Here is a 12,398-nt window from a genome sequence, read left to right as displayed (position 1 = left end):
TTGAATTAACAAGGTGGTCTTACTATGTTCATACCAACATCTCCATTGAAATAGTTTTACTTATGATTATAATATCTCTTAAGGACCTCTGGATACAAATATTTTCCATTTATAAAAATCAAAACCTGTTCAATAAAAAAGCAAGCACTATTAACATAATTAGTGCTTGCATAGTCAGTTGTATTTATTTATGAAACTTTTTTAAAAATCCCGCTTCCATATTATTTAGCAACGTAAATAATACAGACCTAGCTCCATCGATTGATTCCTTCTGCTTTATCCATGTTACGGGTTCTTGGATATAGCTTTCAGGTGTGATTTGATCTCCAAAGGTACCCTGAAGGAATTCAATAATCTCCTCAGAAAATTCAGGATGAAACTGCAGTCCAACCACCCTTTCCCCAAAAGCAAACGCCTGGTTCTTGCACCCTTCACTATGTGCGAGGTTCCTGACTCCCTTTGGAAGTTCAAAAGTATCCCCGTGATACTGGAACGCATGAAATGTGGAAGGTACTCCATTAAAAAGTGGTACTTCTCCCGCTTCAGGAGTTAGCTCAATTGGATGCCAGCCGATTTCCTGATGGGTATGGGGATATACCTTACCACCTAAAACATCAGCCAAAAGCTGTGCACCTAAACAAATCCCCAGCACCCTTTTATCCTGATTGATTGCTTCTTTAATAAAGTTTTTTTCGTATACAAGCCACGGATAAAGCTCTTCCTCATATGCTCCCATTCTCCCGCCTAGAATCACCAGCATGTCAAAATCGTTCATCGAGGGAAATGCTTCATTTTCATAGACGATCGTGCATGATAAAGAATAATTTCTTTCCAAAGCCCAATCTTCAATTAAACCTAATGTGGCTAATGGGTCATTTTGTAGATAATGTATTCTCAATTTTCTTCTCCCTTGCTTTGTTTAAGAGGTTTCTTAAAATCTGGCAGAAAAAAGATTTCGTTCCCACTCACTTACATAGCGGGAATATTTGTCCCATTCTGTTCTCTTAATCTTGATAAATTCTTCCCAAATCGATCTGCCGATGGTTTGGGCCAACACGGAATCCTGTGCCAAATGATCAACCGCTTCCTTTAAGCTTCTTGGCACCCAGCTAATATTTCTTTCCTTCAATTGGAACTCGGATGCAGCACTTACATCGAAATCAACTGGTTCGCCTGGATCAAGCTGGTTTTGAATACCTCTTATACCTGACGCTACCAAACAAGCTGCTAAAAGATACGGGTTGCACGTTCCATCCGCACCGCGGTATTCGAAACGTCTAGCTCTTCTTTTCTCTGGTATACGTACCAATACCGAACGATTTCCTGAGCCGTAACAAATATGGGCCGGTGCCCAGGAACCAGGCTGCATTCTTTTATAGGAATTAACACTTGGTGCCCCAATTGCTATTAAAGAAGAACCATGCTTCAAAAGTCCTCCGATAAATTGATAAGCTTTTTCGGACATATCAAGTCCGCGTTGGTCTGTCGGATCTTCAAAAAGGTTTTCACCAGCCTCATCGTACAGGCTGATATGGACATGTAGTCCGCTGCCGGCTAAGTGTTGAAAGGGCTTAGGCATTAATGTCCCAACCATTCCTTTATCGCGGGCAATCTGCTTGAATAAATGCATGAAAGTGACTTGGTCATCTGCCGCTTTTAAAGCGTTGGTGTATTTTAAATTGATTTCAAGCTGGCCAGGGCCATATTCACTTGAGATTTGCTCAGTTTTAACTCCCATGCCTTCAAGGGAATAAACAAAGTCTTGGATGAAATCCTCTTGCAAATCGGCGCCCTCGGACGAGAAACAATGGCTGTTATCGGCAGGAACAAGCTGTCCACCTTGGTCCTTTAAAAGGTAAGCCTCCTGCTCAAAAGCCATGTACATTTTTCCGCCTAGGAGCGTTTCTACCTCATTTAATAACCGTTTCAACGCACCTCTTGGACAACCGTGCCATGGTTCCCCATTAATATCAACTAAGTCACACAGCATGCGGGCAGTATTCTTTCGGTAAGGAAGGATAGCAAAAGTGCTCGGATCCGGTACTGCGAAGAAATCTCCATCATTCGGACCATAGGCAGGATTCGGAATATACTCGTCAAATGTATCAAAGCTCATAATGGCTGTACTAAAATTGACTCCCTTTTCCATTGCATCCTCAAGCTGTGCCGGACGAATCGTTCTTCCGCGCGTTACGCCGGCATAATCAAGAAATTCCACACGGATAAATTCAATCTTTTCTTTCGCGACAATATCTAGTACCTGTTCTTTTGTTATCATATTTATTCGACTCCTTTATGCAATCTTCTCATAATGACATGGGTGAATAGCTCGACCCCAACGGGAATGATCGATTCATGAAACTCAAATTGCGGATGGTGTAAATCAAAGGCAGGTTTCCCCTCCTGAGCGACTCCCAGCCTAAAATACGTACTTGGAACTTTTTCGGCAAAAGCCCCAAAATCATCCGCACCCATCGATGGCTCCTTCAATTGGAACACATTTTCCGTTCCGAGAAGCTCTTTTGCACCTTCCTCCAATTCTTTCGTCACCCAATCGCTATTGATAACCGGAGGATGGCTCTCTTTATAGTTGACGATTGCCTTACCGCCAAAGACTTGGGCGATATTCTGGCACATTTCTGTTATTTGTGCAGCTAGTCTTTTTCGAGTCTCTCTTGTAACTGACCTTGTTGTCCCTTCCATTACTACCTTGTCTGCGACAACATTGCTGGCAGTTCCTCCGCCAATTTTTCCAACATGGACCACAACAGGCTCCACCGGATTGCTTTCCTTTGTGACTAACGTTGGCAAAGCTTGAAGAATCTGCGAGCTTATCGTAATCGCATCGATCGCTTGATGAGGCCGTGCACTATGGCCGCCTTTTCCTTCCACAATAATTTCAAAATCGTCGCAGGAAGCGGTAATTGCTCCATATTTTACACCGACCGTCCGATGCGGGAGGTGAGGCCACAAATGAAGAGCCAGCATGGCATCAACAGACGGATTTTCTAAGACTCCTAGTTTAATAAGCTGCTCGGCCGCCCCATCTGCTTCCTCTCCTGGCTGAAAAATGCAGCGGACTCTCCCAGACAATTGGCTCCTTAAATGATATAACTGATAAACCGTTCCAAGGAGAATCGTCGTATGGCCGTCATGGCCGCAAGCGTGCATAACCCCTGGGTTCTTCGATGAAAAATCGAGACCGGTTTGTTCATGGATCGGAAGGGCGTCAATATCCGCCCTAATTCCAATATGTGCCCCATCGCCGTTTTCCCCGATAATATCTACGAAAATACCAGTTTCACCAATATCTTGATAAGGTATCCCCCACTCTTCCAGACAGGAAGCAATAAAGCGAGAGGTCTCATGCTCCTGAAAGGAAAGTTCAGGATGCTGATGGAGATGACGGCGTATTTCATATAGTTTTGTTTCAAGGTCTTTTTGTACTTCTAATTCCTTTTTGGTAAGCACTGTTGAATGCCCCCTTACATTGTTGTATCTTTACTTGAAGTGTTTGATAGATTTTTAGATTTATTAAATAACTTAAATAGCACATACAGGACTACCATGCCAATTGCGCCGCGAACCAAGGTCATTGGCGAACCGACAAAGGTTCCGTAGAAGACGATTCCAATTCCCACGAAGCCAAGAACCGGGAATAACGGATAGAGAGGTTGTCTCCAAGGAAGCTGTTTTACCTCTTGCAGAGCTTTCTTTCGATATAAAATTCCAGCAATAAGTGCCAATGTCCAAGAAACCAACCAGGCTAGAACCAATTGAGTAGAAAGTTCAACATATAGGAAATCAGGATTCAACACCCCTAAAACGACTAATCCTACTGACAACGCCCAAACCACGATAATTCCGTAAACAGGTGTACCAGTCTTTGGATGAACATACGCAAAAAAGGAAGGTAAAAATCCGCTCTTTGCCTGTGCATAAAAAATCCTTGATGATGCATAAAGTGTACCCATTAAAATACAGGTAGCTGCCGCAATCCATGCGGTCATATTCATGATGTAGGCACCGGCAACACCAAATACCATTCCTGCAGCTTCAGTAAATGGAGAACTATCCATGGTGATTTTGTCCCATGGAATTAATCCCTGCAATACAGCTTGTGCTGCTGAATACAAAATAAGGAAAGTTAAACTAGACCAAATTAACGCTTTTGGCAGATCCTTTGGATTTTTTACCTCTCCTCCAGCAGTTGCCAGCGTAACTGCACCTAAATAAGCGTAGGTTCCAAGTGGAATCGCTGACCAGAACCCATCCATTCCGTGTGGCAAAAATGGTGTGAAGTTTTCAAAGTTCATATCTTTGATGCCGATGATCGAGAAAAGAGCCATGACGAGGGTCATGATCACGACGAGAATCAACTGTGTTCTGGCAGCGATTTCTGTTCCAAGAATATTCAGCACAGCAAAAAGGGTAATAAAGAAAATGGCAAAAAACATTGGCCATAAATCACCTTTTAGCTGCGGGAAAAACCACATGGTAATTTTTCCTAATGCGAGCCCAACACTTCCACCGGCAATAACCCAGCCGAGTGCAAAGGTGAAACCAGACAAAAAGCCCCACCATTTTCCCATAAAGCGCTCAACCCATGTAGACATGGCTCCTGCAGTCGGCATTCCGACAGCCAGCTCCCCTAGCGCAATCATTAAGAACAACTGCGACAATCCTGCTACACCATAGGCTAGAATCGCTCCAGGTCCCGCGGTCGCAATCCCCTGCCCCATTAATAGAAAAATCCCATCGCCGATAACGGCACCTACACCCAGTGCCCAAATTGACCAGTAGCCAAGCTTTTTCTGTGATTCAAGCCCTAATTGATTATTGTTGCTCATCCAATCGCCCCCTTTAAATATTTCTGATAAACATTTTCAAAATTACGGAATAGGACCATTTCTCCGATGACTCTTGCTGTTTCGGCATCCATATAATCGGATTCTACCCAAGAGGTTAATACCTCCTCGAAGCACTCCTTAAATAAATGAACGCCAAGCCAGTTCATTTCCGGTACCGTAAAGGCGTCTGAACCATACATCACCTTATCAAATGGCGCAAATTCAAATATCTGTGAAATAATTCGCTTGACCCCGTGGCCGCTAAATGGATTCTGCAAGGAAATATCCATATAAACATTAGGTAAAATACTGACAATGAATGCCGCTTCTTCCACCCAAGGGTATCCCCCGTGAACAAGATGCACTTTTGTATCTTGATATTTCTCATCTCTTAGCATATCTAATAGAAAACTAGGGCTTGCTTTTGGCAGTACCACTTCACCGTCTCCAATACCTGTGTGAATATGCATAACCTTATCCGATGAAGTACATTCCTCCATGGCAACATGCAAGCAATAATCCCGGAAGCTTTTCACCGTTGCCCTTGTGTTAGCTCTAAATTCTGCATATTCTTCGGCTGCAAGCTGTTCATTCATAGATTCGATTTCAAGACCGCTGCGATAAGCAATAATCGACTTTAATCCCACTACTCCAGCTTTTTTCAACTCATTTGCTAAATCTGAACGATACTGCTTTTGAAATTCTGCAAAAGTGTGGCACTCCTCGCATAAACGGACCATCACCGGTTCAATTCGATAAATTTCCCAGATACGCGCTCCGCATAAATCTGCATATTCGGACTTCAAAAGCGGTGGCTGCGGATACCCAAAGTCCCCGACAATTCCGGTAATATTGGCATCCTGAAAAAGCTCCCGTGTATACTTTTTGAAATCTACTGCCCTCATATTTCGCTGTTCCACAACAGCTTCGAGCGTCGGCTCGCATGAAAAATATTTTGCTAAACGCTGAATCAAAATTTGCACCCACATGTTACTTCCCGGATATGGCTGTTTAGCAACCCGCTGATAGTTTTCTGGAATTTGATTCGGAATGACAGCAAGCGACAGCTTTCTTACAAACTCATCCGGTGTATAAGGCTCCGAATTGGCTATATATGGATGTGCATGGACATCAATCGCTTGACAGTCCTCTAATGATACTCTCATTTGATTCCCTCCTTTGTTGTATGTCGAAATTCTTGCAAATTTCGTGCCAACTTTTAAAATTCAGAAAATAATCCAAAAATCCTTATTATAACAGGTAAAAAATAAAATTCCTTATTAACAAAGGCTATAATTTCCGAGAAAAAATTTTTTCTACCGAAAAATATTTTTCGGTCATTCTTTTTCACTTTTACTAAAATTCAAAATATATGTTTTGCGCCTGCTGTAATTATGATAATATTTTGAAAATGGGACATTTACCTTTATTAAAGCGACAAAAATTTTTCGCTAATTATTTTTCGTGTTAGACAGGTGATGAAATTGAATGTTGATCAGCATCCAATATTAGAAGAAGTTTGGAATCATACCTTTGATTGTATGATGGTAATCAATGAAGATGGAAAAATTATTTCCTTAAACCGCCCAGCGGCAAGGTTATTTCAAGGCAGTCCCTCCACCCTAATCGGATCTTCTGTATTTGAACTTATTCCTTCTGAAGAATTTGAGAAGTGCTTTCAGAAAAAGGGAAAAACGGGGATCCCGATTTCTTTGGGGACCAAGCAGTTTGTCGGGAATATTGGCTGCCATGAAAACATGGATAAAAGTGTTACCTACTATTTATTTTTAAAAGACATCACTCATGGTCAACAGCTACAGGAACAAATTAATGATATGAATAAAGTCAGGCAATTATTTGACGTTATCCTTGACCAGATTGAACAAGGGATTTGTGTTATTGATGAACACGGTAAGATTCTTTTTTACAATCGCAAATCTGGGGAAGTGGATTCTTTAGAACCGGAAGCAGTTAGAAATAAACGGGTTCATGACATCTGGAATGTGGATGAACACACAAGTACACTATTGACGACCGTTCGTACAGGAAGAACACTGAATCATCGAGAAACACATTTCACAACAAACGGGAAACCGGTTACGACTCTTGTAAGAACCGTTCCGCTGCTACTTGGAGAACAAAGGGCTGCAGCAATGGAAATTTCGAAGGATATTACAGAACAAAAACAATTAGCTGATACCATTATGGAGCTTCAGAAACAAACAAAGAGTCCTTCATCCCTCCCGTCAACCCCGGCGTTACAAAAGAATCATACCCGTTTTCAATTTGAAAACATTGTTTTTTCAAGCCGGGAAATGGCTCAAACCATCGAACAAGCCAGAAGGTCAGCGAGGTCTAAATCAAATATCCTGATCATTGGTGAAACCGGGACAGGCAAGGAATTGTTCGCTCAAAGCATCCATAATGAAAGCCCGCGGAAAAATAATCCTTTCATTGCTCAAAACTGCGCAGCTCTGCCGGAATCCCTTCTCGAAGGCCTCCTTTTTGGAACGACTGTAGGAAGTTTCACCGGTGCAGTGGATCGAGCTGGCTTATTTGAACAGGCACAGGGTGGAACCCTTTTGCTGGATGAAGTTAATTCGATGAGCCCGAACCTCCAAGCTAAACTACTTCGAGTCCTGCAGGAACGAAAAGTTCAGCGTTTGGGGTCAGCAAAAGTCATTGATATTGATGTTAGGGTGATTGCAACCATGAATGAAGAGCCTCTTGAGGCGATATCCCAAGGTAGGCTTCGGGAGGATTTATATTATCGTCTTGGGGTGGTCAATCTTGTGATTCCACCTTTACGAAATCGAAAGGACGATATCCGGACACTGGCTCACCACTTTATCGCAAAACACGCCAAGGCATTGGATGTATCCGTAAACGGATTAGAAACGGAAGTTTACCAATTCTTTTACCGTTATCACTGGCCTGGAAATGTCCGACAACTCGAGCATGTTATCGAAGGCTGCTTAAATCTTGTTTATGACGAAGACACGATCGGCTTTGACCATTTACCGCCGGTCATGAAAAATAAAATTCAACATAGTGAACAATCTTTAGCAAAAGAACCATCCGTCCAATTATTAGGAAGCATGCCCGAGCAAATTGAAAAACTCGAACGCAGCATGATTGAACAGGCGATGAACCATTCCGGAGGAAACATTACAAAAGCGGCAGAACAGCTTGGTATTTCAAGGCAAAATCTAAATTACAAGCTGAAAAAATATCTTATTTATTCATAAAAGGGGGAACAATTTTGAGCCAGACCTTTTTAAAAGCCGAAGATCAAGTGATTGCCAACAGTTTAAAAATCCGCTTTTTCCCGATTGCTGTTCAATCAGCAAAAGGAACTCGTATCACCAGCCAAAACGGTGCGGAATATCTTGATTTAACAGCGGGCTGGGCCGTTGCAGGAATTGGCTATGGACATCCTAGGGTCAGCAGCAAACTCAAGGAGCAATATGAGAGCTTATCGTTTACCTCCCAGCTTTCTGCACCAGAACCTACAATAGTCTCTCTTGCAGAAAAACTTATCAAAATCACCCCAGGTGATTTTCCTAAAAAAGTTTGGCTGGGTCATTCTGGTTCAGACGCCAATGATTGTATCGCCAAGCTCGTTCCGCTGGCAAAAAACCGGACGCGAATGATTTCTTTTATGGGTTCTTATCACGGACAGACCATGGGCTCCCTTTCCCTCTCAGGACATCCTGCCCAATCGCAATTTATCGGAAGTGGGAATGTGATCAAAATCCCTTATCCAAATCCATACAGGCCACCCTTTGGGGAGACGGTTCGATTAACAGACCAAGTGCTGCAATACCTCGAACAAGAAGTGTTTAAAACGATCTGTCCGCCTGAACAAACAGCAGGAATCATTATTGAAGGAATTCAAAGTGATGGCGGATTAATTGTACCCCCTGAGGACTTTTTGCCGCGGCTAGAAATGTTGTGCAGGCGTTATGAGATTAGTCTAATATTTGATGAAGTGAAGGTTGGCTTAGGAAGAACGGGAAAATGGTTTTCGTTTGATCACTATGATGTGGTTCCGGATGCCGTAGTCCTCGGCAAATCCCTTGGCGGCGGTCTGCCCATCAGTGCAGTAGTGGCCAGAAAAGAAATTCTTGATGTAGGTACAGGTATTCATATGTTTACAACAAGCGGGAACCCTGTTTGCAGTGCTGCCTCCCTGGAAACACTGCAAATTATCGAGGATGAAAGATTAATAGAAAATGCACGTGTTAACGGAGAATACTTCTTGGAGCAGCTGGAGAAGCTTCAAGAAAAGTACGAATGGATTGGCGATGTTCGTGGAAAAGGTCTTGCCATTGGAGTCGAATTAGTAGAAGACAGACATACCAAAGCCCCTGCTGCCGAAAAAACAGCCGCTATTTGTTATCGATGCTTTGAACTGGGTCTGCTAGTCTTTTATGTCGGAATCAACAGCAATGTTATTGAAATCACTCCTCCGCTTACTATCTCCAAGGAGGAAATTGACCTGGCAATCTCCATTTTGGATCAATCTTTTTCCGATCTTCAGGAGCAAAAAATCAATATGGATTTAGTCAAACAATACGCCGGTTGGTAATAACAAAAGCGCAAGCGTCCTGTTCAGCGGCGTATGGCCTGGAGCTCTCCAACTGAGATAAAGGAAACACGAAGAGCGTTAGCGATTCGATGTTGACTTATCGTAGGGCGGAGAGCGAAGGACACTAGCCGCTAGGGCGCTGAAGCTGGACGTATCTACCCTGGTAACAACCTATCCACAATGACTTAATCTATAATTACCTTGACCTCAAAAAGGGTGTCAGGACTAAGTACCTGACACCTTTCATTTTTAGTTTTATGCCAACTCCAGCGCAACCTCCATCATGTTTGTAAAGGCGGTTTGTCTTTCTTCTGGGGTTGTTTGTTCACGGCGAAGGATGTGGTCGCTTACTGTTAGGATCGTCAGGGCATTTACCCCTGCATAGGCAGCGTTCAGATAAAGTCCGGCTGTCTCCATCTCCACTGAGAGAATCCCCATCTTCTGCCACTTTTCCAGTGCGGTTGGGTCAGCATTGTAGAAGATATCACTGGTCAGGATATTTCCAACATGCACCGGGAGCCCTTTTTGATCGGCCGCTTTCTTTGCTTTGTCCAATAATTCAAAGGATGCAATATTGGCAAATTCACCTGGTAGATTGTATTGGTGGACATATCTGGAATCGGTCGAAGCCCCCATTGCCAATACGAGATCATACAAATTCATATGATCTTGAATGGCTCCACAGGTTCCAATCCTTATTAAATTTTTTACCCCAAAAATATGTATCAGTTCCCAGGAATAGAGGCTCATGCTTGGCATTCCCATTCCTGTCCCCATGACGGAAATTTTCTTCCCTTTATACGTTCCGGTATATCCGAACATATTCCGAACGGAATTGAATTGCTGAGCATTTTCTAAATACGTCTCCGCAATAAATTTTGCCCGTAATGGGTCACCCGGTAAAAGGATGGTTTCCGCAATTTCAACACCATTCGGTTTGATATGCGGTGTTTCTTTCTTGTCGTTCATGATATATTCTCCTTTTTGTTATAGCTAATTTTTATTAAGTTCTCGCTTTTAGCCTTTTTTGATTCAGCATTATTAAAATATACCATTAATAGAAATGATTCTCTATTTTTACATTAACCAATTAACATAAAGTCAATAACCTTCAATTAAGGCTGTGATAATCCCTACAGTGACAATGGCCAAACATGAATAAAGAAAGTGATGAACATCTAGAACGGTGAATCCAGCCAAAACAATCAGCCCATCTATGAAAATAATGGTTAGTGCTAGATTGATTGAAAAGCTTCTCGATATAAGTTTAGCGAGTAAATCCGTACCCCCTGTGCTTGTTTTATGACGGAGCATAAGTCCTACTCCAATTCCGATGATGACTCCTCCAACTATCGCACCTGTCAAACTCGAAACGGAAAATTCGTCTCGAAGCGGTGCAAGTAAATCAATAAATAATGAAGAAACTAGCAGCCCTTGAATACTGTTTAAAAAATATGCCTTCTCTTTAAGTAAGGCCAAAAAACAAATAGGGAGACTTAATAAAATCATTGAAATCCCCGTTTGAAATTTAAAAAAGTAATACATAATTAGGGCGATTCCTAAAATACCTCCATCGATTAAATGGTTAGGAATAAAGAACCCATTTACCCCAATACCTAGCAGCAGACTTCCAACCAATGTAGCAAATAATTTCTCAAAAATAATGATCACCTTGTCCAACCTTTTTAATTTTATGATATGAACGTACCAAAAAATTAAGAATAAGCTAATTTGCAACATTTTCTGATAAAATAGGTACTAAACCCATAGAGACACTTATAGATAACAGTAGGATTGGCGAGAATGTGATTAGTAATGGAGGTGGAGAAATTTGACTCGAATATTAGCTATTATTTCATTATTATTTTTATTTAACTATTCAGCCCCGCTAATTGAACAAAAATTAGACCATACCGATAAGGTGCAAGCAATCGATAAAATCCAATCAGAGGTCAATATTCCGGAAATCATGTCAGCGATTGGTCAAATATTTGCCCAAGTTGAACAGCTGCTAAAACAGTTAAACCTAAACTTGGAAGAACTTCCAAAGACACCAAAAAAAGAAGAACCGATTGAAAAAATTGAGCTGCAAACACCTGACAAACAACTCTTTTCTATATCAAATATTGAATTAGGCCAGACAAAGGAACAAATTGAGATGAATGTAGGAGCAGCCAAACGGTCTTCCCTTAATGAGTATGGGAGCGATTGGTACGCCTACCACAATAATTACCATAATTTTTTTATGGTGATGTTCGATGAAAACAATAAAGCTTCAGGGGTATATACAGATCAAGATTTAATCTCTTCTACAAATGGAATTAAGCGCGGAAGCCCAAAGGACGAGGTTCATACAATCCTGGGCAATCCTCTAAAGCAAATTCAAAAAGGACGATATGTCTATCAGTTTGAGGAAGACAGGGATTATGATGTATATTTGCAGGATAATGCGTATGTGACCATTTTTTATGATAAACACGAGGGCAATACGGTAACTGCAATGCAGATGATCAGAAAAGACATTGAGGATAAGAAGGCTGATTTTTACACGAAAGCAAGTCCTGAATTAAAAGAGGGCTTTGAGTACCAAATGTTTGATTTAACCAATGCTGCTCGGGTGAATCATCAGCTTCCTGTCCTGACATGGGATGATCATGTGAGAGAAACGGCGCGAAAGCACAGCTCGGATATGGCTGTGAATGACTATTTTGACCACACGAATCTTAAAGGCCAATCTCCGTTTGATCGAATGAAACAAGACGATATTATTTTTCGGTTGGCCGGAGAAAATCTTGCCTATGGACAATTCAGCAGTATTTTTGCACATGAAGGGCTGATGAACTCGCTCGGCCACAGGGAAAATATTTTGCGTGAAGGATATCGATATCTTGGTGTAGGCGTCGCATTTAATAACGAGTCGCACCCTTACTATACAGAAAACTTTTATGCAAAATAGC

General features: G+C 41.8%; 10 protein-coding genes. 3 read left to right on the top strand and 7 right to left on the bottom strand.

The window, feature by feature from the left end; genetic code table 11:
- Window positions 1-184: 184 nt before the first annotated feature.
- Genes KHA99_RS00845 through KHA99_RS00825 form a run of 5 tightly spaced genes read right to left on the bottom strand, consistent with a single transcriptional unit; the run spans window position 185 to window position 6,016 of the window.
- Window positions 185-898: a type 1 glutamine amidotransferase gene (locus KHA99_RS00845; RefSeq protein ID WP_249366378.1), complete on the bottom strand. Its 714-nt coding sequence runs from the start codon at window positions 896-898 to the stop codon at window positions 185-187.
- 33 nt (window positions 899-931) lie between these two features.
- Window positions 932-2,278 (bottom strand): glutamine synthetase family protein, encoded by a 1,347-nt coding sequence (locus tag KHA99_RS00840; protein WP_213115542.1) that lies wholly within the window; start codon window positions 2,276-2,278, stop codon window positions 932-934.
- Between the two features lie 2 nt (window positions 2,279-2,280).
- Window positions 2,281-3,471: a M20 metallopeptidase family protein gene (locus KHA99_RS00835; protein WP_213115541.1), complete on the bottom strand. Its 1,191-nt coding sequence runs from the start codon at window positions 3,469-3,471 to the stop codon at window positions 2,281-2,283.
- Between the two features lie 14 nt (window positions 3,472-3,485).
- Window positions 3,486-4,850, bottom strand: a complete 1,365-nt coding sequence (locus KHA99_RS00830) for an APC family permease (protein WP_213115540.1) — start codon at window positions 4,848-4,850, stop codon at window positions 3,486-3,488.
- Complete coding sequence (locus KHA99_RS00825) at window positions 4,847-6,016, bottom strand: amidohydrolase family protein (RefSeq protein WP_213115539.1); 1,170 nt, start codon at window positions 6,014-6,016, stop codon at window positions 4,847-4,849. Before KHA99_RS00825 ends, KHA99_RS00830 begins: the two co-directional genes overlap by 4 nt.
- Before the next feature lie 318 nt (window positions 6,017-6,334).
- Between KHA99_RS00825 and KHA99_RS00820 the strand changes: the two genes are divergently transcribed.
- A complete protein-coding gene (locus KHA99_RS00820) occupies window positions 6,335-8,098 on the top strand; it encodes a sigma 54-interacting transcriptional regulator (RefSeq protein WP_249366377.1) in 1,764 nt (587 codons plus the stop codon).
- Window positions 8,099-8,112: 14 nt separating this feature from the next.
- On the top strand, window positions 8,113-9,441 hold the full coding sequence (locus tag KHA99_RS00815; RefSeq protein ID WP_213115538.1) for an aspartate aminotransferase family protein: 1,329 nt from the start codon (window positions 8,113-8,115) through the stop codon (window positions 9,439-9,441).
- A gap of 255 nt (window positions 9,442-9,696) precedes the next feature.
- Here the strand turns inward: KHA99_RS00815 and deoD are convergent, their stop codons facing one another.
- Window positions 9,697-10,410, bottom strand: coding sequence for a purine-nucleoside phosphorylase (gene deoD, locus KHA99_RS00810; RefSeq protein WP_213115537.1), 714 nt, complete (start codon window positions 10,408-10,410; stop codon window positions 9,697-9,699).
- Between the two features lie 132 nt (window positions 10,411-10,542).
- Window positions 10,543-11,112, bottom strand: coding sequence for a YitT family protein (locus KHA99_RS00805; protein ID WP_307851961.1), 570 nt, complete (start codon window positions 11,110-11,112; stop codon window positions 10,543-10,545).
- Between the two features lie 160 nt (window positions 11,113-11,272).
- On the opposite strand from KHA99_RS00805, the gene KHA99_RS00800 reads away from it, so the two are divergent.
- Complete coding sequence (locus KHA99_RS00800) at window positions 11,273-12,397, top strand: CAP domain-containing protein (protein WP_213115535.1); 1,125 nt, start codon at window positions 11,273-11,275, stop codon at window positions 12,395-12,397.
- Window position 12,398 lies beyond the last annotated feature (1 nt).

Source organism: Neobacillus rhizophilus (assembly GCF_018343535.1).
In the GTDB taxonomy this organism is placed as follows: domain Bacteria; phylum Bacillota; class Bacilli; order Bacillales; family Cytobacillaceae; genus Neobacillus; species Neobacillus rhizophilus.
The sequence above is the reverse complement of the archived record's forward strand: the minus strand, read 5'-3'. Positions and strand labels throughout refer to the sequence as shown.